We start from the raw sequence: 26029 nt of genomic DNA, 5'->3' as shown, positions 1-26029 counted from the left end.
GCCCACCTTTCCCTCTCTTGCTTGTTAAATTGTACGCTTACAATAGCTCTTTTGCTTTGTTAATAGAGTTAATGATTTGCACCCTATCTAAATTTGGATCATCAGAATCTAATAATATTACCCAGGCATCAATCGCTTCCTGAAATCGGAATGACAGAAAATGATCATTTGCGATCAAAGACAAAGCGGCTTCATTGTGCGGTTCTATCTGCAAAGCTTGCTCCAAAAGCAAGCTAACTTCTTGCGTCATTGATTGCTGGTGAATGTAGTACAAGGTCGTCGCCTTTGCAGCAAGTTGCGTGGCACTGACGGGGTCAGTCAACTGGATCGCGTAATCAAAACAAATCAACGCACCGTCAAATTCACCCTCTAGCAGGTAGCCCTGCCCGAGTTGGAACCACAATTCAGCGTTGTTAGGATCTTCACGCAACTGGTCTTGAATCTCTTTCATGATGTCACGAGCAGTCATCATTCGTGACATTTCCGCTTGTATTGGTTTAGGCGGTGTTTGATGCAGCAATAAGAAACTGGCACTCGTCACGACAAGTACTAACAGGCAAAAGCCAAACCATTGAGCAGGTTTAACTTTTGATGCACTCAGTGATAAGAGTACGATAAACAACCCCATCAGAGTGATGGCAGCGAAAAACCAAACAGACATAATACGTCCTGTAAACAAAGATAACGTCAGTGTACGCATTTCTTACTTTAAATGCGTTGATACAGATACAAAAAAGCCGAGCAACTAAGGCTCGGCTTTTCATATCAGGATAACGATGTAAGATTACTCTTCGTTACCTTCCTCTGCATCATCAGCAGCTGGAGCGTCTTGCTGCGTATTTTCATCTGTTGACTCTAACGCTTCTGCATCTTCATCAGCAGGCAGCTCTTCATCATCAACTTCTTCAATACGTTGCAAACCAACAACTGATTCATCTTCCGCAGTACGGATAAGCGTTACACCTTGTGTGTTACGACCAACCTGGCTAACTTCACCCACACGAGTACGTACTAACGTGCCAGCGTCGGTGATCATCATCATTTCATCACCTTCAACAACCTGGATAGCACCAACTACCGGGCCATTTCGCTCAGAAACTTTGATAGAAACTACACCTTGAGTGCCACGACCTTTTGTCGGGTACTCGCTAAGTGCTGTACGTTTACCATAACCGTTTTCTGTAACCGTTAGGATATCGCCTTCGTGCGAAGGAACAATAAGTGATACAACTTGGTCATTTTCAGCCAGTTTCATACCACGAACACCAGAGGCGGTACGACCCATAGGACGAACACCTTTAAACTTGATCTCTGGCTGACCATTCTCATCAAGAACTGGTTTACCATTTTCATCAAGTACTGGAATCTCTTCTGCTTCTTTAAAGCGAACCACTTTACCCGCTTTAGAGAACAGCATGATTTCGTTTTCGCCGTTAGTGATATCCACACCGATTAACGAATCGTCTTCACGTAGGTTCACAGCGATTAGGCCGTTTGAACGTACGTTTGCAAACTGGTTCAACGGCGTTTTCTTAACCGTACCGTCACCTGTTGCCATGAAGATGAATTTGTCTTCAGAGAATTCATCAACACGTAGAATCGCGGTAATGCGCTCACCTTCTTCTAATGGAAGGATGTTCACAATTGGCTTACCACGCGCAGTACGGCTCGCTAGAGGCAATTGGTAAACTTTCAGGCGGTATGTCTTACCACGAGTAGAGAAACACAAGATGTTATCGTGGGTATTCGCCACTAGAAGACGCTCGATATGGTCTTCATCTTTCATCTTAGTCGCACTCTTACCTTTACCACCACGGCGCTGTGACTCGTAGTCGCTCAGTACTTGGTACTTAACGTAACCACCGTGAGATAGAGTAACCACAACGTCTTCACGTGCGATCAGCTCTTCCATGTCAATATCATGGCTCGCAGCTGTGATTTCTGTACGACGAGCGTCACCAAAGCCGTCACGAACCGCTTCAAGTTCTTCACGGATCACTTCCATCAAACGCTCAGTGCTCGCAAGGATATGCATGAGTTCAGCGATTTCTTCTAGAAGTGTTTTGTATTCGCCAAGAATCTTCTCGTGTTCTAGACCTGTTAGTTTATGTAAACGTAGATCTAGGATAGCTTGTGCTTGTTGCTCAGTCAGGAAGTACTGACCATCACGAATACCATATTCAGGCTCTAGCCATTCAGGGCGCGCAGCATCTGTACCAGCACGCTCTAGCATTGCTGAAACGTTGCCTAAATCCCAACCACGAGCGATAAGACCCGCTTTTGCTTCAGCCGGTGTAGGTGCCTTACGGATAAGCTCAATGATTTCATCAATGTTAGCAAGCGCTAGAGCTAAACCTTCAAGGATATGAGCACGTTCACGCGCTTTACGCAGTTCGAAGATAGTACGACGTGTCACAACTTCACGACGGTGATCAACGAAGCACTTCAGCATATCTTTTAGGTTGAATAGCTGTGGCTGGCCATTGTTTAGGGCCACCATGTTGATACCGAAAGTGGTTTGCAGCTGAGTCTGAGCGTAAAGGTTGTTTAGAACTACTTCGCCCACAGCATCGCGCTTACACTCAATAACAATGCGCATACCGTCTTTATCTGACTCGTCGCGCAGTGCACTGATGCCTTCTACTTTCTTATCTTTAACTAGCTCAGCGATCTTTTCGATCAAGCGAGCTTTGTTCACCTGGTAAGGAATTTCAGTGACGATAATGGTCTCTTTACCATTCTTCTCCACTTCGATGTCCGCTTTCGAACGCATGTAGATTTTGCCACGACCTGTTTTGTACGCGTCTACAATGCCTTTACGACCGCTGATAAGCGCCGCCGTTGGGAAATCAGGACCAGGAATGTAATCCATTAGTTCATCAATAGTGATTTCTTCATTATTGATGTATGCAAGACAGCCATCAATCACTTCGCCAAGGTTATGAGGCGGGATGTTGGTTGCCATACCTACTGCGATACCAGAAGCACCGTTAACCAATAGGTTTGGAATTTTAGTTGGAAGAACCGCTGGGATCTGCTCAGTACCGTCGTAGTTTGGTACGTAGTCTACGGTTTCTTTGTCTAGGTCAGCCAATAGTTCATGGGCAATTTTTGCCATTCGAACTTCGGTGTAACGCATTGCCGCAGCAGAGTCGCCATCGATCGAGCCAAAGTTACCTTGACCATCGACCAGCATGTAACGAAGCGAGAACGGCTGAGCCATACGTACGATTGTGTCGTACACAGCACTATCACCGTGTGGGTGATATTTACCGATTACGTCGCCGACAACACGGGCTGATTTTTTATATGGTTTGTTCCAATCGTTGCCTAGTACGTTCATCGCGAATAAAACGCGGCGGTGTACTGGTTTTAGGCCATCACGCACATCTGGAAGAGCACGACCCACGATGACTGACATCGCATAGTCTAGGTATGAACCTCTAAGCTCATCTTCAATGTTTACGGGCGTGATCTCTTTAGCTAAATCGCTCATAGAGCCATTATCCCTCTATTATCTGATCGTAATTACGATACGTGTAAGGTGCAAAAATATAACACACAATTCATCACTTCGGCATCACTTTCCCTCTCCTTTTATCAGGTTGTGAGCTTGGTTATGAATCAAATGTCGAGAATTTGCACACTAATCCCATATCTTTCTGATTAGTGGTTATATTTCGGTCAACATTGAGCAAAATCGGACTCTTTACGCGGAAAAGCGAGGTAAATTCCTTTAACTACACAACGCGAAAATGCAGGTTTTAGAGTTATTGTCACTGGCACCAGTTCAAGGATGAACCAAAAACAATAGCGAGCGCTTTCAAAAATACAGGAACCTGTCGCTATTGCCGCGCCAGTGAACTCTGTCATTGTCCCTTAACTAAGCACATCGAGGTTGTTTGGGTATAAAACGTTGGAGTATACTGGCGCCCTCTAAAGGACTCAGATTGAATGCAATAAAACCAATTATGACTAAAGCACAAAACGTCGACCCAAGTGAAATTAAGAAATTCGAGGACATGGCTTCTCGATGGTGGGATTTAGAAGGCGAGTTTAAGCCACTTCATCAAATTAACCCACTTCGTTTGAACTATGTACTTGAAAAAGCAAATGGCTTGTTTGGCAAGCGCGCACTTGATGTCGGCTGTGGTGGTGGCATTCTTGCTGAAAGCATGGCAAAAGAAGGCGCTATTGTGACTGGACTTGATATGGGTAAAGAACCATTAGAAGTCGCGCGACTACATGCATTAGAAACAGGTACTCAACTGACCTACATTCAGAGCACAATAGAAGACCACGCTATAGAAAACGCAGGAACTTACGATGTCGTGACTTGTATGGAGATGCTTGAACACGTTCCAGATCCTCTCTCCGTTATCCGCTCTTGTGCTGCGCTAGTCAAACCCGGTGGTCACGTGTTTTTCTCAACTTTGAACCGAAACATTAAGTCGTACTTATTTGCTATTGTCGGTGCTGAGAAGCTTCTTAAGATTGTTCCTGAAGGCACTCATGAGCACGATAAGTTTATCAAGCCAGCCGAAATGATGAAGATGATAGACCAAACTGACCTGACGGAAATGGGCATTACTGGGCTTCATTACAACCCTCTAAATGACAGCTACAAACTCGGTCGTAATGTAGATGTAAACTACATCGTTCATACTAAAAAATACTGAACGCTGTTGCGTTAAAAAATGTGTTTTGTGATTGACATTTTTTAAAGAAAATGAATCGGAAGCGGTAGCACAAAGTTGCCGCTTTTTTTGTCTTTTTATGGCTAAAATTCGTGCTCTAGATTCCATTTTGACCAAGCCATTTTTCGTAGATAAAAACGGCCAAAGATCAAGGAAAATATTTTTGCATGCGGTTATTTCTAAACCGATCTCGAAACCGTACTTTTAACCATTCAAGTCTGCCCTTTTCTCATCGGTTAGTGTTCACTTACTGATTTTTTTCATTTTGTCAGTTATCCACAAGTCATCCCCGATCTGTACCTTGATAAATCAGTGTAATAGCACTATCTTGTAACCCGCAAACAAATGAACCCCTATATGTTGTGTTTAAGCGACAATATATAGATAGACTTTGATCACAAAGCCGCCGCAAGCTTTACTCATATTGCACATAAACAAACAAAAATACGGCTTTTATCAGTTTTCTTAGGGAAATAAAGCAGAATGAACCAACAACTTACCGTCACCAAGCGTGATGGCCGTAAAGAAAGTATCGATCTGGATAAAATCCACCGCGTTATCACTTGGGCTGCAGAAGGTCTAGATAATGTTTCGGTTTCTCAAGTAGAACTTCGCGCTCACATCCAGTTTTACGACGGCATCACAACGACAGATATTCACGAGACAATCATCAAGTCTGCGGCAGACCTGATCTCTGAAGAGACTCCGGATTACCAATACCTAGCTGCTCGCCTAGCGGTATTCCATCTGCGTAAAAAAGCGTATGGCCAATACGAGCCACCAACGCTTTATGATCACGTGTCTCGCCTCGTCGATATGGGTAAGTACGATCAACATATTCTAGAAGACTACACAAAAGCAGAACTCGACGAACTTGATGCGTACCTCGACCATAAACGCGACCTAAACTTCTCATACGCGGCAGTTAAGCAGCTAGAGGGTAAGTACTTCGTACAGAACCGTGTTACGGGCCAAATTTACGAAAGTGCTCAGTTCTTATACATCCTTGTAGCAGCGTGCTTATTTGCGAAATATCCAAAAGCGACACGTCTTGATTACATCAAACGTTTCTACGATGCGACATCGACATTTAAGATTTCTCTACCTACGCCAATTATGTCTGGCGTGCGTACCCCTACTCGCCAGTTCAGCTCATGTGTTCTGATCGAGTGTGGCGACAGTCTTGATTCTATTAACGCAACAGCAAGCTCAATTGTTCGTTACGTATCTCAGCGCGCTGGTATTGGTATCAACGCAGGTCGTATCCGTGCATTAGGCTCAGAGATTCGCGGTGGTGAAGCATTCCACACTGGTTGTATTCCGTTCTACAAGTACTTCCAAACAGCAGTAAAATGTTGTTCACAAGGTGGTGTACGTGGTGGCGCAGCTACTGTGTTCTACCCAATGTGGCACGGTGAAGCACGCTCACTCATGGTACTTAAGAACAACCGTGGTGTTGAAGAAAACCGTGTTCGTCACATGGACTACGGTGTTCAGTTAAACAAACTGATGTACCAACGTTTAGTTGAAGGCGGCAATATTACGCTATTCTCACCATCTGATGTACCTGGTCTGTACGACGCATTCTTCGAAAACCAAGAAGAGTTTGAGCGTCTATACGTGAAGTACGAGAACGATCCTTCAATCAAGAAAGAAACGGTTAAAGCGATTGAAATGTTCACTCTGCTAATGCAAGAGCGTGCATCAACGGGTCGTATCTACATCCAGAACGTGGACCACTGTAATACTCACAGCCCATTTGATTCTGAAGTTGCTCCAGTTCGTCAGTCGAACCTATGTTTAGAAATCGCACTACCAACGAAACCATTAACTAACGTTGAAGATGACTCAGGCGAGATCGCACTGTGTACGCTTTCTGCATTCAACTTAGGTGCTATCAAGTCTCTAGATGATTTCGAAGAGCTATCCGATCTTGTTGTTCGTGCGTTAGATGCACTGCTTGATTACCAAGATTACCCTCTACCAGCGGCATACAAATCGACTATGAACCGTCGTACGCTAGGTGTTGGTGTGATTAACTTTGCTTACTACTTAGCGAAGAATGGCGTGAAATACTCTGACGGTAGCGCGAACGGCCTAACTCACCGTACGTTCGAAGCAATGCAGTACTACCTATTGAAAGCATCTGTAGCACTGGCGAAAGAACAAGGTAAGTGTCCTTCATTCGACGAGACGAACTACGCGAAAGGCTTACTGCCGATTGACACGTATAAGAAAGATATCGACCTAATTTGTGACGAAGCGCTGCACTACGACTGGGACAGCCTACGTAAAGAAATTATGGAGCACGGCCTACGTAACTCAACACTGACTGCGCTAATGCCTTCTGAGACTTCTTCTCAGATTTCAAACGCAACTAACGGTATTGAGCCACCACGTGGTTACGTTTCAGTAAAAGCTTCGAAAGACGGAATCCTGAAGCAAGTTGTACCAGAGTTCACAGAACTTAAAGACAGCTATGAACTGCTTTGGAATATCGGTTCGAACGACGGTTATCTGCACCTTGTGGGTATTATGCAGAAGTTTGTTGACCAAGCTATCTCTGCTAATACTAACTACGACCCGTCACGTTACGAGACTGGCAAGGTTCCAATGAAGAAACTACTTCAAGACCTGCTAACAGCGTATAAGTTTGGTGTGAAAACGCTTTACTACCACAACACTCGTGATGGCGCGAAAGATGAACAGAAAGACGCTGTTCAACCACAAGATGACGATTGTGCTGGCGGCGGTTGTAAGATTTAATCTTCCCGTACCTAGCGAACCCGTAAAGACAGACTATCGATAACCTCCCCCTTACGGGGAGGTTTAAAAGGAATTGAGGCATTATGGCTTACAGTACTTTTAACCAAAAAAAGAATGACCAATTGAAGGAACCAATGTTCCTAGGTCAATCAGTAAACGTTGCACGTTACGACCAACAAAAGTTTGAGATTTTCGAAAAACTTATCGAGAAACAACTTTCTTTCTTCTGGCGTCCAGAAGAAGTAGACGTATCTAGCGACCGTATCGATTACAACAAACTGCCAGATCACGAGAAGCACATCTTCATCTCTAACTTGAAGTACCAAACGCTTCTTGACTCTATCCAAGGCCGCAGCCCTAACGTAGCACTGCTGCCGCTTGTGTCTCTGCCAGAACTAGAGACTTGGATTGAGACTTGGTCTTTCTCTGAAACGATTCACTCTCGTTCTTACACACACATTATTCGTAACATCGTGAACGACCCTGCGGTGGTGTTTGATGATATCGTTGAGAACGAGCACATTCTGAAGCGTGCAAAAGACATCGCGCACTACTACGACGATTTGATTCAAGCGACGAATGATTACCATCGCTACGGTGAAGGTGAGCATGTCCTTAACGGTGAAACGGTTAAGGTTAGTCTGTACGATCTTAAGAAGAAGCTGTACATCTGTCTGATGTCTGTTAACGCATTAGAAGCTATTCGTTTTTACGTAAGTTTCGCATGTTCTTTCGCTTTCGCAGAACGCGAACTAATGGAAGGTAACGCGAAAATCATCAAGCTGATCGCTCGTGACGAAGCACTTCACTTAAACGGCACGCAGCACATGATCAACCTGCTACGTAACGGTCAAGATGACTTCACTTTCATGCAAATCGCAGAAGAGGCAAAACAGGACTGTTTTGACCTATTCAAAGAAGCAGCTGAGCAAGAAAAAGAGTGGGCAGAGTATCTATTCAAAGATGGCTCTATGATCGGTCTAAACAAAGACATCCTAAGCCAATACGTTGAATACATCACAAATATTCGTATGCAAGCGGTAGGTCTACCAGCAGCGTATCCAGAAGCAACAACCAACCCAATTCCATGGATTAACGCTTGGTTGTCTTCAGATAACGTTCAAGTTGCGCCTCAAGAAGCAGAAATCTCTTCTTACCTTGTGGGTCAAATTGACAATGAAGTTCGCGCAGATGACTTCGAAGGATTCGAGCTGTAATGGCAACACTCAAAATCAACAAACTGATCAGCATTGAATCCAACCCTTCCAATACGATTTTGGAAACAATGGAGCAAGCTGGCCTATTACCAGAATACAACTGCCGTGATGGGCACTGCGGCGCCTGTCGCTGCAAATTGGAGTCTGGTGAAGTGGAGTATGTTGGTTTTGCGATGGCTTACACACAAAGTGATGAAATATTACCTTGTATCTGTAAAGCAAAATCAGATTTGTCACTTAGCGGCGTTAACTACGCGATGAAAGAAAAGCAGCGCGCATAACGTTGACTCGACGGTATAAAATGCAAAAGCCAAGGTAATCACCTTGGCTTTTTTGTCTCTGTTTTTTGTCTCTCAGACTACTGTAGAGAGCTTTGGTTATAAAGCACTGCTCGGGAGGTGCATCTCTTTAACTTTCTCTAAAAATGCATAATGCGCAAACATCGGTTTACGTTCTAGGTAGCGACGCAACAAGTCTAGTGCTGCCGTGCTGATCACTTTAACTTGATCATTGCGCTGATACTTTTTCGAGAGTTTATATAATGCTCCCCACTCGCCTGACGGTGTCGATAAAGCGACGGAAAAAACACCCTCTTCAATATGGCCAGTAACGAGTGATAAATCCGTCCCACACTTCTCTCGCGTAGCACCAGCCAGAGCAAACGTTTCTGCTAATGGATCTCCGCTGTTGGCCATCGCTTGAGTCAGGCTCGGTAGTATCCAACCATGCCCTAGTTGCTTTTCAGCGTTTTCATCGCCGTTTAGCCAGTACGTTAAGTATCCTCCGCTACTTTTTTCGGAGGTCGACACCGTTAGTCCTTTATCGACCAACAACTGGCCGACATTTTCAACCATAGGTAAGTCAATACTAACGGTATTACTCTCAAGGTGTTTATTAATTATCTGTACTAGTTTCAAACGCTGTTCAATCTGATCTGAAGGACCAAAAAGTTTCACTTCAATAAAAGGCAAGTAAGAGCGATACCCTAGCTCATAGCCTTGAGGAAGTTTTAGCTGATCTAGCTTATCTGAAATACCGGATTCAGACAGACCAAACGTGTAGATTCGACTACAACATGAGCCTTGAACATCGGGAAACACTCTTCTCAGATCGGGAAGAATTTGCGTCTCTGCCATGAGCTTAAATTCACTTGGTACACCCGGTGTGAAATAAAAAATGGCATCATTAATCAGCATTTTGAAACCGCAAGCAGTGCCTATCGGGTTGTCCAATATCTCTGCCTTTTCTGGCAGCATTGCTTGCTTTAAATTACTGTCCGGCATAGGGATGCCACGTCGAGCATACAAACTTTCTAGATGCTGCAACCACTCTTTGAATAGCACCAGTTTACAATCGGCGGCTCTCGCGGCGGCGGCAGCACTCATGTCATCCGTTGTAGGGCCTAAACCACCATTAACAATAACCACATCGTTGTTAAAGCTGAGCATTAAAAACTCTTCAACCAAACTCGATAGGCTATCACCAACCGTTGAGCGCTTTGTTAAGCCAAATCCATGTTGATAAAACAGGCTAGACAACCATGCCGCATTAGTATCAACAATATCACCGTGGAGGACTTCCTCACCAGTACTAAGCATTGCTATTTTCACAACTGACTCCTGAACGTAAGCACAATCCTATTTTCGTTATAGCGCTTATTTTTCTTTTTATTTGGACAAATCTCGCCGAGGTTTGTTGGGACTAAATAAGGGTCAAGTGTTTAAATGATTGATGTTTTGAGGGATAATTACGAGCCCGAACATACACCATTAACTCGGAGACCTTTGTGTCAAAATCATCCATGTTCAAGACGACTCTAACAGGCCTTTGCTTGGCTTCGTCAGCGCTTGCGCACGCAAGTCACTATGACCTAAGCCGTCATACAGAGTTTTCTTACACACCTGATTGTTTGTCAGGTTACTGCGAAACGACGACTCTGTACACCTTCGAGGCTCAAAATCGCGGTGTTATGTATGAACAGAATAATAATGATGATTCGCTAAACCTTGACGCAGGGCTTCAGCCTAAACATCTCATCATCCCTCAAGATAAAGACTGGGATTACCTGATGGGTCAAACCTACACCATTCTAGGTCTCAGTATCGCGACCGTAGGCATGATGACTTTTCTTCCAGAAAGTATCACCAAATGGGACGAAGAAGACCGAGACATGAGTAAGTTGGGGCAAAAGTGGAAAGATAATGTCTCTGACGGCCCCGTTTGGGATCGCGATGAACATGTCCTCAACTACATCATGCACCCATATTTTGGCGGCGTTTACTACACGGCAGCACGTCACGCTGGCTATAATGAATTTCAGTCGTTTTTGTACTCCGCAACTATGTCGACGTTCTTTTGGGAGTATGGCGTGGAGGCGTTCGCAGAAGTACCATCTTGGCAGGATATTTTTATCACACCATTCTTTGGTGCTGTTGTCGGTGAAATGATGTTAACGGCTGAGCAAGACATTATTGCCAACGGCGGCGAAGTTATGGGCTCTGAAACCGCAGGTGATGTTTCACTCTTCTTCTTAAACCCTGTTGGACATATTCATTATTGGGTAACTGATGCATGGGGCGGTAGTGCAGAACTACAATTCAATTCATCACCTTGGTTTGGAAACCAAGATGTTGCAAAATTCGCCATGGACGCAGGCGCAAACTACGACAGTCAATTTTATGGTGTCGAGTTAAAAGTAACCTTCTAATCCTAAGTTGATACTCGGTAAAAAGCAGCCTTACGATGGCTGCTTTTTTGTGCTCTGAACATTGTTTTAATTATTTGCATCACGAATTAGTGTTAAAAATTGACTTTCATCAAACATTACCCGCCCTTAGCACCTACACTAAATAAAAGGATTTATTCCAATAACTTAAGTAGCACGTTTATTCGTACTGCGTCCAAACCTTGATTCCAGGAGGGGACATTATGAACACCGTATTTATTGTTAATTTTGTCGGACAAGCGTCACCCGCCACGATTAAAGAGCTCGCTGCAATCACACACGAAAACGGCGGGAAATGGCTGATCAGCAAAGTAAACTTTATCGAAGACCAAGTTGCAGGTGTCATCAAAGTAGAGCTTCCAAGAGAAAATGCCGACATCGTTAAACAGGCGTTCTCTTCTTGTCAGACTCTTGTTGTTAGGTTCGTCGACTCTGAGCCTCATTCATATCGTGAAGACACTATCTTCCAACTTCGTTTAGATGCCAACGATAGAGCGGGTATTGTGAATGAAATTACCCACGTTCTTGATAATCAAGGTATCTCAATTTTAGATATGGATTGTCAGCGTGTATTCATTGCAGGAGGCGGAGGGGTAAGCTCTAGTTTATTCAGCGCTAAAATGGCGATAAAACTGCCTAGCGAGCTAGAAATTGAAGACATAGCCAATGAGTTAGAGTCTCTGAGTGAAGACACTCGTGTAATTGTAGAAAGCTAACTGCATACCTTTAACGCTTCCCCAATAAAAAGAGCAGCAATTCAGCTGCTCTTTTGGTGCTTATGGCGCGATACGTCTTATTTCACTGACCACTGAGATAGTGAACGTTTGAAATCAGAGTAGTCAAATTCATTCAGTTTTTGAATGTCACCATTCGAGCGTTCACAGTAGACCGACGGCATACGTAGACCGTTAAACCAGTTCAGTTTCACCATGGTGTAACCGGCACTATCTAGAATATGCAGACGCTGTCCTATCTCTAGAGGCTGTTCGAAGTTCGCCACGCAGAACTGGTCACCAGCCAAACAAGAGCACGAGCCGATCACATACTCATGTTCACCATTTTCAGATGCTTCAAGAATTGACGCTGGCTCATTGTAGATCAACGTATCTAAGCGGTGAGCTTCTGTGGCTGAATCGACAATTGCTGTCTTCTTCACGTTCTCAACGATATCAACCACTGTTACAACGAGATCAGTTGTCTTAGTAATTATCGCTTCACCCGGCTCTAAATACATTTGTACGCCGTGTTTCTCTGAGAATGCTTTAAGTGCTAACCCCAACTTCTCGATATCGTACCCCGGCCATGTGAAGAACACGCCGCCGCCCATGCTTACCCAGTCCAGCTTATCTAGGTACTCGCCAAACTGATCTGAAATAGCATCGAGTAAGCCGATAAACGCATCCACGTCTTTGTTCTCACAGTTCATGTGGAACATTACGCCATCAATACCATCAAAAATTTCCGGTTTGATGTGATCAGCCTGAACACCAAGACGAGAGAATTGACGCGCTGGGTTTGCTAAGTCTTGCCCTGCATAGCTCACACCTGGGTTTAGGCGCAAGCCAATCGATGCTTTACCTTCGACAATATGACGATAAGCCGCTAGCTGTGACTGAGAGTTAAAGATCATCTTGTCACAGATGTCCGCCACATCGCGAACGTCATCTTCGCTGTAACCCACACTGTATGCGTGTGTCTCACCACCGAACGTTTCGTAGCCAAGCTTCACTTCAAACGGGCCAGAACTTGTTGTTCCGTCTAGGTAAGGCTTGATGATGTCGAATACACCCCATGTTGAGAAGCACTTCAGTGCTAATACAAGCTTCACACCAGAGATGTCTTTTAGCTGTTTTGCTTTCTCTAGATTCTCAATCAGCTTGTCTTCATTGATCATGAAGTATGGCGTTTTTAGTTCGTTTTGTTGCATTTTGATACCTTACGTCCCTTCGCCTTAGCAAAGACACTATAAAATCGAACAAAGCCGACGCAAGTGCATCGGCTTAAACGTACAAATAAGAGTCGCTAAATTCTTACTTCAATTTATGGATAACAGGTTGTCCTGGCTCCAGTTCTTGAACATGCCAATCTAGACCAATAGATGGCATGGTTTCTAGGAATGGGTCTGGATCTAGCTGCTCCATGTTGAACACGCCTTTGTCTGCCCATTTGCCACGGAAGAACTGCAAAGCCGCAGTGATCGCTGGTACGCCAGTGGTGTATGAGATAGCTTGGTGTTCAACATCTTCGTATGCGACTTCGTGATCAGCGTTGTTGTAAATAAATACACTGCGCTCTTTACCATCTTTCTTACCTTGAACCCAAGTACCGATACACGTTAGGCCAGTGTAGCCTGGCGCGAGTGATGTTGGATCTGGTAGTAGTGCTTTTAGCACGTGCAAAGGTTGAACAACCGTACCGTCGTGAAGCGTTAGTGGATCTGGGCTGAGTAGACCGATGTCGCGCATCACATTGAAGTAGTTTAGGTAACGGTCACCAAAGCCCATCCAGAATTCGATGCGTTTCGCCGGGATGAACTCTTGCATAGATCGAACTTCGTCGTGCGCCATTGAGTACACTTTGTGTGAACCACAATTCGGGAATTCAAACTCAAGCATACGTGAGTGACAAGGTACTTGTTTCCACTCGCCGTTTTCCCAGTAGAACGAATCGCCTTGAATCTCAAGCATGTTCGTTTCTGGATCAAAGTTAGTTGCGAACTTCTTACCGTGGTCGCCTGCGTTTACATCCATTACGTCGATAGTATCGATTTCATCGAACAGATGCTTCACTGCGTATGCGGCAAACACCGATACTACGCCCGGATCGAAACCAGCACCAAGAATACCTGTAATGCCCGCTTCTTCAAACTTCTCACGGTAACCCCACTGCCAATCGTAAGCTTGAGGTACTTGTTGGCCTTCAGAGCACAAATCAACCGCAACAGATGTATCAAGGTATGACACTTTAGCTTGGTAACATGCTTCCATAATAGACATGTTCACCCAAGGAGGACCTGCGTTGATCACTAAGTCAGGTTGTACTTCTTTAATTAAAGCAACTAAAGAATCTACGTCGTCCGCGTTTACCGCTCGCGCTTCTAATTTCTTAGTTGAATCTTTCAGATTGTTTTTCTTCTGAATCGATTCGATGATTTTCTCACACTTACCTACGGTACGTGATGCGATTGTGATATCACCCAGAACGTCGTTGTTTTGTGCTGCTTTATGTGCAACTACCCAGCCAACGCCGCCTGCACCAATCTGTAGAATTGCCATAGTTTTCCGTTACCTTTGTTAAACTAGCTCTGCCGCTAGCGTATTGATTTTTGAGAGCAAAGATTCAAAGTCCGCCGTCGTCAGACACGGGTTCAAAATCGTAAATTTCAATGCAGTTTTATCGTCGACAATGGTTTCACCCAATACCGCGATACCGCGTGTTAACGCTTCTAAGCGCAACGTTTTGTTCAGTTCATCAAGATCCGCTGATTCATGTGTCGCGCGGAACAGAACCGTAGATAGTGATGGTTCAGCCAACAACTCAAAGTGTTTGTTATCTCGAATCATGTCCGCCACTTCAAGCGTCTGTTCAAGCAAATGATCATACATATCGCCTAGGGCTTTTGGCCCTACGCTTTGCATCGTCATAAACACTTTGAGCGCATCAAAACGCTTAGTTGTCGCAATAGACTTATCCACCAAGTTCGGTAGTTCGTCGTGTTCGCGGTTCAAATAGTCTGCATGGTGAAGCAGGAATTTAAAGTTAGACTTGTCATTTACCAATAGCGCACCACAACTGATGGTTTGGTAAAACAGCTTATGGAAGTCTACGCTGATGGAATGTGCACGCTCACAACCTTTCAGACGCGCTTTTTGGCTACTTAGAATCAGAGCTCCACCGTATGCACCGTCGACGTGCATCCACATGTCATGTTTCGCTGCGATATCGGCGATAAAGTCTAAGTCATCAATAGCACCGTGGTCCGTTGTACCCGCTGTACCAACAATGGCAAATGGGATCAAACCTTCTGCTTTGGCCTGATTGAGAACTTCGTCTAACTTAGTGACATCCATCGTTCCATCGGCATTAGCATCGACGGTCATGACCGCTTTTTCACCCAATCCCATCCAAGACGCTGATTTTTGAACCGTGAAGTGGGATTTTTTCGAACATACAATACGTAGCTTGTCTGCGTATTCAGGAAGGCCAAGCTTTTGAATTGAGTGTGCACTGAGTTTGTCAGCAATCCAATCTCGCGCAAGCATCAAACCCATTTGGTTACTTTGCGTGCCGCCGCTCGTGAAGATACCGTCCGCTTTTTCACCTAACTCATATTTATCGCATAGCCAGTTCACAACTTTCTGTTCAACATAAGTCGCTGATGAAGCTTGATCCCATGAGTCCATCGACTGGTTCAAAGCCGCAATCATTGCCTCTGCCGCAATCGCTGGCATCAACGGTGGAGTATGCAGGTGAGCAATACAATCTGGATGTTGAGTAAAAATTGCGTTTTTCGCGACCAGATCAGCAGCATCGTCTATAACGGATTTAAGAGGCGCATTTCCATTATCAAGATCAACGTCGTGAATCGCTGCTTCCAATGCTTTTGGATCCATACCTGAATACGGTGCAGTCACTTGTTCAAACACTGACTTCATTGCCGTAGTAGTGTGATTCATCACCGAAGCAAATTCATTGCTGCCCATCTCTCCAGTGTGGATGAAATGCTTCTTCCATTCATCTTGTGGCTGAGTTTCGATGTGACTACCGCCAGCGGCTAAAATCGCGTCTTCAAATACACGTAAAGCAAAGTCGATTTGCTCAAACGAGATGATAAGAGGAGGAAGGAAACGAATTACTGCGCCTTCGCGTCCACCTTTCTCAACGATCAAGCCACGCTCGAGTGCTGCGCGTTGAATAGAAAGTGTGAGTTCACTATCCGCTTGAGGTTCACCAAATTTATTGAGCTCACCGTTTGGAGTTTTAATCTCCACGCCTAGCATCAAACCTTTGCCACGAACCTCTGCGATACAGTTCACACGCTTTTGAATACTTTCAAGGCCGTAGCGCAGGTACTGACCCGCAACATTGGCATGCTCAACAAGGTTATCACGCTGGATAATTTCTAATGCTTTCGCACCAGAGACCATAGCTAGCTGGTTACCACGAAATGTACCTGTGTGCTCGCCCGGCTTCCATGTATCATGTTGCTTGTTGATAACCAATAGCGACATTGGTAAACCACCACCAATTGCTTTTGATAAACACAGAATATCTGGAACAATGCCCAACTCTTCGAACGCGAAATTGTAGCCAGTTTTACCAACACCACACTGGATCTCATCGAAGATCAGTAAGATACCGTGTTCATCACAAATACGACGTAACTCTCGTAGCCAGAATGCTGGCGCAGGAACAACACCACCCTCACCTTGCACTGGCTCCACGATAATCGCGGCAGGCTTCATAATGCCTGACTCATCATCGTTTAAAAGACGATCGATATAGCGGATACTTGCTTTAGCACCTTCATCACCGCCAAGCCCAAAAGGACAACGCAGGTTGTATGGGAAAGGCATAAAGTGCACATCCGACATCAAACCAGTTCGACGAGCTTTGGTGCCTAAGTTACCCATCATGCCCATCGTACCGTTTGTCATACCGTGGTATGCACCACGGAAAGCAAACATGGTATTACGACCTGTCGTTTGTTTCGCTAGCTTGATCGCAGCTTCAACCGCATCAGCTCCAGACGGGCCACAAAATTGGATAACGCTGTTCTCGCTTAACTCTTGAGGAAGAAAAGACTTAACGGATTGAATAAACGTCGTTTTTGCTGATGTTGCAATATCTAGCGTCTGATATGGCAGTCCTGAATCTAATTGTTCTTTCAGCGCTTGGTTTATTTCAGGATGGTTATACCCCAAAGCTAGAGTGCCTGCCCCCGCAAGGCAGTCTAGAAAGATCTGTCCACGCGTATCTTCAACCAAGCACCCAAAGGCTTGTTTAATTGCGATCGGCAAACGACGTGGATAAGAACGTACTTCAGATTCATGCTCAGCCTGATCAATCAATACCTGATCTGGCGTTAAGTCATACGTTCCCTCAACGATAGGAACCTGAGACGAAAAAATGTTTGCGATATTGCTATCGACTTCAAAGGCAGTGCTCATACTACATAATCCCTTGAATTATAATAATTCTGTATCCTGTATTAATAATCATTAGAATGAAATTACAGGAGGTGTGAATACCCCTCCGCATTTGTCAGTGCATAAATGACAAATACAGATCATCCGCCACGATACTCGCGACTTTATATGTAAAAGGGATTAATCAAGGTTCTGTAATGCACCCGTTTTGTAAAACAGGACATTTCGGCAGTATGAAGCTGATTAGTGTGTGTTTATTCAAAGGTTTCAATGTTGGGTTTCCCATTAATATGCCGCGTTTACAGCATTAGTATCCCGTCTATCGACAAAAGGCTTTGCCGATACCTACCCTACGCAGTGTCACAATCAGCTTGAATGGTCACTACGCGTATCCCCCAGAGATCAAACGTTGTTAATTACGCTCCGAGATTGCGCGCGAATTTATCACAAAATAAAATCTTCTGGCAACGATTTTTCATATTAGTAGCAGTGATGTAAATCACAACAAAACATACCCCATCGTAACTCACATGTTCATATTCATGAGCTATGCTTTTCTGCTTCTCTCAAACAGCTGTTATTTAAACAAATATTCTTGAGATATCATCACCTCATCCAACAGAGGTTTAAGGTTGTACTGCTTAATCGTAAAACATTCCTTTCTATATCCGGAACATTTAAAAAGATAGCATTCTCGTCACAGCTTTGCCTGGATTAAGAGTGGTTATTCTCCACAAGTGATGGTTTAAACATAGGCTAGTAGGAATGGCTAAGATGCTTTGCAATGGCAGAATGAACAATCACTTGAGTCAATGAGACAAAGGGTTCGTTACTTAACGAAGCCTGTGACAGAAAAGAAGTTTGAGATTTTCAAAAAATACGAAAAAGGCCTAACATTTTCATGTTAGGCCTTAAATCTGGAGCGACACACGAGGTTCGAACTCGTGACCTCAACCTTGGCAAGGTTGCGCTCTACCAACTGAGCTAGTGTCGCATTTAATATGAGATGGTGCCCCGGGCCGGACTTGAACCGGCACAACGCGAACGTCGAGGGATTTTAAATCCCTTGTGTCTACCAATTCCACCACCAGGGCACACAAATATTCTTTGTGATGCCTTTACAGAAAAGTAAAACACCATCTGATATCGCCAATGCCATATCAATAAAATTTGGAGCGACACACGAGGTTCGAACTCGTGACCTCAACCTTGGCAAGGTTGCGCTCTACCAACTGAGCTAGTGTCGCATTTTTCTCGAAAGCCATTCGCTCTCAAAAGAATAATGGAGGCGCCTCCCGGAGTCGAACCGAGGTCCACGGATTTGCAATCCGCTGCATAGCCACTCTGCCAAGGCGCCTCATTTGTGAATAAAGCTAAGCTTTTTCACCACCCTTTCGAGCCGTGCTCTCTTGGGTACGGGATGCATTCTACGGATTCGAGCGATCGAGTCAACACTATTTTTATTTTTTTAAATCGTTTGACTAGAATTTGTGCGAAAGACGATGGATTGCTTAGTTTTAATACTAAAAATCGCTTAAATACACTTGTTTATCATAAAACTTTGGCTACGCCTTACACTGCTGGCCGTGCGTTGCGTGCATTGAAGTATTAATAATCAGAAGACTCGCCTCTCTAAGACTCTCCAAGGACAAAAACAAGACTTAGATCACAAATAGAACTCTATCGAAGCAAAAGCCCCAGATACAAATTGCAAACATGGCCGTTAGCAAGCATTGAAAAGCGAGAGAAGCCAAAAAATGCTGTAGATTGTCTTAGTACAAAAAAGCAGGCTATTAAGCCTGCTTTCTAACATCAGAATTTAATGGTGCTCTTCATTCAACAGATCGTCTTTCGCAGCAGCCAAATATTGAATCATTGACCAATATGTCAAGAAAGTTGCCACATACAAGGCCGCAAAGCCTAGCCAAACCATCCATTCATCGTAACGCCATATCAACACCCATAAGGCGAACATTTGCGAAACAGTTTTTACTTTGCCAACCCAAGATACCGCAACACTCGCTCGCTTACCGATTTCAGCCATCCATTCTCGCAATGCTGAGATAATGATTTCTCGCGCAATCATCGTTACCGCAGGAATGGTCACCCAAATTGAATGATAATGTTCCGTGATTAGAATCAATGCCGTTGCCACTAGCACTTTATCAGCGACAGGATCAATAAACGCGCCAAAACGAGAAGTTTGGCCAAGTTTACGAGCCAACATGCCGTCAAGCCAGTCAGTAAAACCCGCTACCCAAAACACCATTGCTGCTGCAAACGGTGCCCATGAATAAGGTAGATAAAAGACAACCACAAAAACAGGGATTAGGAACAGTCTAAGAAGAGACAGAATGTTCGGGATATTCAAACGCATTTTATTATTCTCTTACACATTGCGGCTTAATGTTGCGCGATTTTCCTTATTGTTTCAATGCTTGGAAAATAATTTCTGCTAAAGAGTGACTTATTCCCGGTACTTTGGCGATTTCTTCGACACTTGCACGTTTAAGTTCTTGTAACCCACCCATGTACTTGAGTAACGCCTGACGTCGTTTAGGGCCGATTCCCTCAATCCCTTCGAGTGCACTCGTACGTCTGGTTTTACCTCGCTTAGCACGGTGCCCCGCTATAGCATGGTTATGGCTTTCATCACGAATATGTTGGATAAGGTGCAGCGCAGGAGCATCGCTTGGTAAATGAAACTCCTCCCCATCGACTGTAATCAGCGTTTCTAAACCTGGTTTGCGAGTAACGCCTTTTGCAATACCAATCATGATGGGACGCTTTGGCCAATCCCCCCAATATTGCGAAATGATGTCATGCGCACGATTTAACTGACCTTTGCCGCCATCGATAAAGATGATGTCGGGAATTTTCTCTACGTCCAATTGCTTCGAATAACGGCGCTCCAACGCTTGTCCCATTGCTGCGTAATCATCACCACCGGTAATCCCAGTAATGTTGTAGCGACGATACTCTTGCTTTACGGGGCCTTCGTTGTTGAACACCACACATGACGCAATCGTGCTTTCCCCCATCGTATGGGAGATATCAAAACATTCCATTCGAGCTATAGACTCCAACTTCAATGTTTCGCGAAGCGCATGAAAACGCTGATTAATCGTCATCTTGTGATTGATTTTGGTGGTAATCGCCGTTAGTGCATTCGTGTTCGAAAGCTTGAGATACCTTGCTCGAGAGCCAGTTGGCGACGTATGAAAATGAACCTTACGGCCTGCCACTTCACTTAACGCTTTCTGTATTGGCGCAATATCTTCTGCCAACTCTTGATTCAAAATAATACGAGAAGGAATTGTACGTGCTTCGTTATGGCTCAAATAGTATTGAGTCAGAAAACTATCGAACACTTCCTGCTGGCTTGTATTTTGTGGGATTTTCGGAAAATGGCTACGGCTACCAAGCACTTTGCCTTGGCGTATCATCAGGATATGGATACACGCGATACCATTCTCCTGAGCAAACCCGAGTACATCCATATCATCCATGCTGTCTTCTGAGACGTACTGCTGCTCTTGAACACGCCTAATCGCTTGGATTTGATCGCGAAATTTAGCGGCATCTTCAAAGCGCAATTGCTGACTGGCATCTTCCATTTTCTCAATCAACTGTTTGAGTACTTGCTGATCTTTGCCTTGCAAAAACATGCGCACAAAGCCAACCAACTCTGCATATTCTTCATCAGAAATGATGGTATTAACGCATGGTCCTGCACAACGACCAATTTGGTACATCAAACATGGGCGCGTTCGGTTGGAATAGACAGTGTCTTCACACTGGCGCACAGGAAATATCTTTTGCAGCAAATGCAATGTTTCTCTTACTGCACCAGAATCTGGGTAGGGGCCAAAATATTCACCTTTGCGCTTCTTGGCGCCACGGTGGATAGAAAGCCGTGGGTGCTTATGACCGCTAATAAAGATATAAGGGTAAGACTTATCATCTCGCAGCAACACATTGTATTTCGGTAAATACTGCTTGATGTAGTTATGCTCTAAGATCAGCGCTTCTGTCTCAGTATGAGTCACCGTGACGTCTATTTTGGCGATATTACTGACAAGCGCGCGAGTTTTCTCACTGTCTACTTTTTTTCGAAAGTAGCTTGAAAGGCGCTTTTTAAGGTCTTTGGCTTTACCTACGTAGATTACAACAGCTTCGGCGTTGTACATTCTGTAAACGCCGGGCTGATGAGTTACTGTCTTGAGAAAGGAAGCCGAATCGAAAGGAGGATTCACGCTAAAGGGTCTCGGTGTCCAGCATTCCGTGGCGAATCGCTAAGTGAGTTAACTCAACGTCACCATTAATGTCCAATTTACTAAAGAGTCGGTAGCGATAGCTGTTGACTGTCTTTGGACTTAAATTAAGTTGCTCAGAAATATCCGTTACCTTTTGGCCTTTGGTGATCATAAGCATGATCTGCAATTCACGTTCGGATAAGTCTTTAAAAGGGTTCTCAGAGGCTGGAGAAAATTGACTCAATGCCATCTGCTGCGCAATCTCTGGTGAGATGTAACGCTGTCCACTATTAACTACACGAATCGCATTCACCATTTCGTCAGGGCCAGCACCTTTGGTTAAATAACCAGACGCACCTGCCTGCATCACCTTGGTTGGAAACGGGTTTTCTGTATGAACGGTAAGTACGATGATTTTCACATCAGGATTCACGCGAAGAATTTTTTTAGTGGCTTCCAAGCCACCAATTCCTGGCATGTTCATGTCCATTAAAACGACGTCAGCATGATTACTGCGACACCATTTTACTGCATCTTCACCGCTGTCAGCTTCTCCTGCTACGTTCATTCCACGGACGTCTTCAATAATACGTCGTATCCCTGTGCGAACCAGCTCGTGATCATCTACAAGGAAAACATTTATCAAACTTGTATCTCCACACTTTGTATTGGTTCTGCACCCACATAACCGTTATTTGTTAAATGTGGATATCAGTATGACTGCCTATATACTAACGTAATCGACAAAAAATTGCTTTCTATGAATATGTGCTGAAACGCAAACTTTAGCAAGAACTTATTCATAAACCACTCTATTATTTTAGAGCGTGATGAGCAGAACCGAAATCTAAGAAAAGACAATTAACAACATTAAGTACAATAAATCAAGTAACTAGGTTTCATATTGCCCAGAGAAACACGCTATAACTTAAAATGACACTGTCCCTCTTGCACCAAAGACTAACTTGTAATCACTAATTCCAGCAAAAATTTGAGACGCTTTCTTTACTGGTTATTTTCACAGTTCTTAGTGTTAAACTAACGTTCTTCAAGTTTTCTAAGGTTTCTCACATTTGAATATTCAACAAGGCTTCCTGCTAACTCGACAGGCACGAGACATCAAAGGTCAAACTCAAATCGAGCTGTGGCTTTCGACAGAAGCAGGTCCTACTCAGTTACTTATTAATGGTGAGAAGCCAGTATTTTTCATCGCTCAGAAACACTCAGAGCAAGCAAAGACACTCGCACGAGAAAAAAACATATTCGTCGACATCCGCCTTTTGGATCTTAAAACGTTTGAACATACGCCTCTTGCTGCCTGCTATACCAATGTAACCAGAGACGCTCTCGCACTCAAAGACACATTCGCTCAAAAAGATATCACTACGTATGAAAGTGATATTCGCCTCGCCGATCGCTACCTAATGGAGCGTTTTATCAAAGGCAGTATCGAGTTTACAGGCAATGTGACTCGCACCAATGGCTACCAACGCGTCCAGAGCGCAAAATGCCGTGCGGGGCAATATGAGCCGAAGTTAAACGTTGTCTCGTTAGATCTAGAATGCTCTGAGAAAGGCATTCTTTACTCAATCGGATTAGACAGCGTCATGGATTCCCGCGTTATCATGATCGGAGAACCAGAACCTTCGGAGACACCGATACAATGGGTCCAGGATGAAAAGGCGCTTCTAGAAGCACTCATCGATTGGTTTAAAAAATTCGACCCCGATGTCATTGTCGGTTGGAATGTCATTGATTTTGACTTTCGTCTGCTACACAAACGAGCAGAATGGCACAACATGAAGCTAATGCTTGGCAGAGCAGACCAAGCCAGCTTTTTTAGAAGTTCATCTCAAAGCCAACAAGGGTTTATCTCCATTCCCGGGCGAGTTGTGATGGATGGTATCGATACGTTAAAAACGGCGACTTATCACTTTCGGTCTTGGTCATTAGAGTCTGTATCTCAAGAACTCTTGGGGGAAGGGAAAGAAATCCACAACGTTCATGACCGTATGGATGAAATCAATCGTATGTACCGCTCCGACAAACCATCGCTGGCTAAATATAACTTACAAGACTGCGTGTTGGTGAACAAGATTTTCAATCACACTCACCTGCTCGACTTTGCAATTGAACGCTCTCGCCTCACTGGTGTAGAACTGGATCGTGTCGGTGGCTCGGTAGCGGCATTCACAAACCTATACATGCCTCAGATACACCGAGCAGGCTACGTTGCTCCGAACCTACACCCTGAAAATTGGATTGCCAGCCCCGGAGGTTACGTGATGGATTCCATCCCTAACCTATATGATTCTGTTTTAGTATTGGATTTTAAGAGTCTATATCCATCGATTATTCGCTCTTTCTTGATTGATCCTATGGGTTTGGTTGAGGGGCTATTACTCGATATTGGAAAAGAAGATAATGAGGCTGTTCCTGGCTTTCGCGGTGGGCAGTTCCATCGTACGAAACACTTTTTACCAGAAATGATTGAAAAGCTTTGGGCAGCACGTGATGTTGCAAAGAAGAACAATGAAAAAGCTTTTTCTCAGGCAATCAAAATCATCATGAACTCCTTTTATGGCGTACTGGGCTCATCGGGATGTCGTTTCTTTGATACTCGGTTAGCTTCTAGTATTACCATGCGCGGACATGAAATCATGAAGCAAACTAAGGTGCTGATTGAGGAGCAAGGATATCAAGTGATTTACGGCGATACGGATTCCACATTCGTGTCGTTGAATCGACCATACAGTCAAGTAGAAGCTGACGCTGTTGGAAATCAATTAGTTGATTACATCAACTCTTGGTGGCAAGAACACCTGCGTTCTGAGTACAACCTAACATCTATGTTGGAAATCGAGTATGAAACCCATTATCGCAGATTCCTTATGCCAACGATTCGTGGCGCAGAAACTGGCTCGAAAAAGCGCTACGCGGGTTTAATCGGTGAAGGAGAGCAAGAACGGATTGTATTTAAAGGGTTAGAAAGTGCCCGTACTGACTGGACCTCGTTAGCACAGAAATTTCAAAATACACTCTATAGCATGATTTTCCATGGTGAAGATCCAAGCGACTATGTCCGAGAGATGGTTGAGAAAACTAACAACGGTGAATTTGATGAACAGTTGGTGTATCAAAAGCGACTGCGAAGAAAACTGCATGAGTATCAGAAGAACGTCCCGCCACAAGTGCGTGCAGCTCGTTTAGCCGATGAGATAAATGCCAAGCTTGGCCGCCCATTACAGTATCAAAACAAAGGGCGAATTGAATACATTATTACCGTGAACGGCCCTGAACCTTATGAGTACCTCAATAGCCCGATTGATTATCAACATTACATTGATAAACAACTCAAACCCGTTGCGGATGCGATTCTCCCTTTCATTGGGACGGACTTTGACAGGCTTTCAGCGCCACAAATGGGGTTGTTTTAGCCGATACGAAACTCTGTTTTCTGGTACTGTTTGACTAACCAATCACCAAACGCATCAATTAGCCCGATAACAGAACGCTTGGGAATACCCCGGCCAGAAAGTAAAATTTCTAGCCGCTCGATCTCAAGCTGCTTTTCAGGATGATAAGTTAAGAATACCTTGCCACATTGTATAGGGTCATCAAACCAACGTTTATCTCGATACATCACCAAAGAGTATGACGCTCTTAGTAACTTTTTTGCAATCACGCGCTGGGCGGCCACCTGCTCTTCTATCGTCTTCGCTTGTACGATTTTTTTGCGATACACCGTAATCCAATCTTCCACATCCATATTCCAGTGCTTAGCAATTTCCCAACTTGGGACGTAATCACCGAAGCATTCTGCTAGATCATCACCGTAAACACAGACACAGCAATGCTTAAGCATAAAGCCCCAAGTAAAAATACTATCTAAATTAGCCACTTCGCTCACTAAGGCTGTACGGACCGATACACCATTAACTTGAGAGTAACTCTGCTGCGCACGCCACTTAATTGTGTTGAGCAAAGTCGCGCGATTGTGCTCAAAGGATGATTGAGTAACGACAACCAGGTCTAAGTTCGACCTTCCTGCGATCGCTGTTTTACGAGCAACACTACCGTATACATAAACGCTGTGTAAGTTTTGCCCCAGTCCACCTTTGAGACAAGCGGTGACTTCCCTAATTAAAGGCGCAAACTCTGGTTGAAATGGTTGTTTAGGATCGATAACAGGCAGAGACATGACTTAAAACGTGTTCTC

Annotated in this window: 17 protein-coding genes and 4 tRNA genes; 7 read left to right on the top strand and 14 right to left on the bottom strand. The window is 44.3% G+C overall.

The window, feature by feature from the left end:
• Positions 1-37 precede the first annotated feature (37 nt).
• Together J4N40_RS05985 and gyrA are read right to left on the bottom strand one after the other, a co-directional pair.
• Complete coding sequence (locus J4N40_RS05985) at positions 38-661, bottom strand: tetratricopeptide repeat protein (RefSeq protein ID WP_213886641.1); 624 nt, start codon at positions 659-661, stop codon at positions 38-40.
• A 123-nt stretch (positions 662-784) separates the two neighbouring features.
• Entirely contained in the window at positions 785-3496 is a 2712-nt protein-coding gene (gene gyrA, locus J4N40_RS05980) for a DNA topoisomerase (ATP-hydrolyzing) subunit A (RefSeq protein WP_017636128.1), read from the bottom strand.
• A gap of 475 nt (positions 3497-3971) precedes the next feature.
• On the opposite strand from gyrA, the gene ubiG reads away from it, so the two are divergent.
• The 4 genes from ubiG (at position 3972) to yfaE (ending at position 8961) form a co-directional block, all read left to right on the top strand.
• Positions 3972-4679 (top strand): bifunctional 2-polyprenyl-6-hydroxyphenol methylase/3-demethylubiquinol 3-O-methyltransferase UbiG, encoded by a 708-nt coding sequence (ubiG, locus tag J4N40_RS05975; protein ID WP_005376820.1) that lies wholly within the window; start codon positions 3972-3974, stop codon positions 4677-4679.
• Between the two features lie 501 nt (positions 4680-5180).
• Positions 5181-7463: a class 1a ribonucleoside-diphosphate reductase subunit alpha gene (gene nrdA, locus J4N40_RS05970; RefSeq protein WP_005376819.1), complete on the top strand. Its 2283-nt coding sequence runs from the start codon at positions 5181-5183 to the stop codon at positions 7461-7463.
• 83 nt (positions 7464-7546) lie between these two features.
• A complete protein-coding gene (nrdB, locus tag J4N40_RS05965; protein WP_005376818.1) occupies positions 7547-8680 on the top strand; it encodes a class Ia ribonucleoside-diphosphate reductase subunit beta in 1134 nt (377 codons plus the stop codon).
• Positions 8680-8961 carry a class I ribonucleotide reductase maintenance protein YfaE gene (gene yfaE / locus J4N40_RS05960; protein WP_005376817.1) on the top strand — a complete coding sequence of 94 codons (282 nt, stop codon included), beginning with the start codon at positions 8680-8682 and terminating at the stop codon, positions 8959-8961. The genes nrdB and yfaE overlap by 1 nt, the downstream gene beginning before the upstream one ends.
• 96 nt (positions 8962-9057) lie before the next feature.
• Here yfaE and J4N40_RS05955 read toward each other — a convergent pair whose 3' ends face one another.
• Positions 9058-10290, bottom strand: coding sequence for a CinA family nicotinamide mononucleotide deamidase-related protein (locus tag J4N40_RS05955; protein WP_250654425.1), 1233 nt, complete (start codon positions 10288-10290; stop codon positions 9058-9060).
• 191 nt (positions 10291-10481) lie between these two features.
• Between J4N40_RS05955 and J4N40_RS05950 the strand changes: the two genes are divergently transcribed.
• Together J4N40_RS05950 and J4N40_RS05945 are read left to right on the top strand one after the other, a co-directional pair.
• Complete coding sequence (locus tag J4N40_RS05950; RefSeq protein WP_213880397.1) at positions 10482-11387, top strand: DUF3943 domain-containing protein; 906 nt, start codon at positions 10482-10484, stop codon at positions 11385-11387.
• A gap of 221 nt (positions 11388-11608) precedes the next feature.
• Entirely contained in the window at positions 11609-12121 is a 513-nt protein-coding gene (locus J4N40_RS05945; RefSeq protein WP_005376814.1) for a glycine cleavage system transcriptional repressor, read from the top strand.
• Between the two features lie 77 nt (positions 12122-12198).
• On the opposite strand, the gene nspC is transcribed toward J4N40_RS05945, so the two are convergent.
• The 10 genes from nspC to uvrY all read right to left on the bottom strand — a co-directional run bounded on the left by nspC (position 12199) and on the right by uvrY (position 22456).
• On the bottom strand, positions 12199-13332 hold the full coding sequence (gene nspC, locus J4N40_RS05940) for a carboxynorspermidine decarboxylase (RefSeq protein ID WP_025767273.1): 1134 nt from the start codon (positions 13330-13332) through the stop codon (positions 12199-12201).
• Positions 13333-13435: 103 nt separating this feature from the next.
• Positions 13436-14680 carry a carboxynorspermidine synthase gene (locus J4N40_RS05935; protein WP_012841628.1) on the bottom strand — a complete coding sequence of 415 codons (1245 nt, stop codon included), beginning with the start codon at positions 14678-14680 and terminating at the stop codon, positions 13436-13438.
• A gap of 18 nt (positions 14681-14698) precedes the next feature.
• On the bottom strand, positions 14699-17575 hold the full coding sequence (locus J4N40_RS05930) for a pyridoxal phosphate-dependent class III aminotransferase (protein ID WP_250654424.1): 2877 nt from the start codon (positions 17573-17575) through the stop codon (positions 14699-14701).
• Positions 17576-18472: 897 nt separating this feature from the next.
• Positions 18473-18548: transfer RNA gene (locus J4N40_RS05925), tRNA-Gly, on the bottom strand.
• A gap of 13 nt (positions 18549-18561) precedes the next feature.
• Positions 18562-18648 (bottom strand) — tRNA-Leu (locus tag J4N40_RS05920).
• A gap of 77 nt (positions 18649-18725) precedes the next feature.
• Positions 18726-18801 (bottom strand) — tRNA-Gly (locus J4N40_RS05915).
• Positions 18802-18837: 36 nt separating this feature from the next.
• Positions 18838-18911 (bottom strand) — tRNA-Cys (locus J4N40_RS05910).
• A gap of 462 nt (positions 18912-19373) precedes the next feature.
• Positions 19374-19931 (bottom strand): CDP-diacylglycerol--glycerol-3-phosphate 3-phosphatidyltransferase, encoded by a 558-nt coding sequence (pgsA, locus tag J4N40_RS05905; RefSeq protein WP_005394805.1) that lies wholly within the window; start codon positions 19929-19931, stop codon positions 19374-19376.
• Positions 19932-19977: 46 nt separating this feature from the next.
• Positions 19978-21810 carry an excinuclease ABC subunit UvrC gene (uvrC, locus tag J4N40_RS05900; protein ID WP_250654423.1) on the bottom strand — a complete coding sequence of 611 codons (1833 nt, stop codon included), beginning with the start codon at positions 21808-21810 and terminating at the stop codon, positions 19978-19980.
• A 1-nt stretch (position 21811) separates the two neighbouring features.
• Positions 21812-22456 (bottom strand): UvrY/SirA/GacA family response regulator transcription factor, encoded by a 645-nt coding sequence (uvrY, locus tag J4N40_RS05895; protein WP_005386783.1) that lies wholly within the window; start codon positions 22454-22456, stop codon positions 21812-21814.
• 427 nt (positions 22457-22883) lie between these two features.
• Here uvrY and J4N40_RS05890 point away from each other — a divergent pair, with 427 nt between their 5' ends.
• On the top strand, positions 22884-25247 hold the full coding sequence (locus tag J4N40_RS05890; RefSeq protein WP_136976653.1) for a DNA polymerase II: 2364 nt from the start codon (positions 22884-22886) through the stop codon (positions 25245-25247).
• Here J4N40_RS05890 and J4N40_RS05885 read toward each other — a convergent pair.
• Positions 25244-26011 (bottom strand): nucleotidyltransferase family protein, encoded by a 768-nt coding sequence (locus tag J4N40_RS05885; RefSeq protein ID WP_170890390.1) that lies wholly within the window; start codon positions 26009-26011, stop codon positions 25244-25246. The two genes, J4N40_RS05890 and J4N40_RS05885, sit on opposite strands and share 4 nt — an antisense overlap.
• Positions 26012-26029 lie beyond the last annotated feature (18 nt).

The organism is Vibrio sp. SCSIO 43097, from assembly GCF_023650755.1.
GTDB lineage: Bacteria > Pseudomonadota > Gammaproteobacteria > Enterobacterales > Vibrionaceae > Vibrio > Vibrio alginolyticus.
Note: the sequence above shows the minus strand (reverse complement) of the source record. Positions and strands in the feature narration are given on the sequence as shown.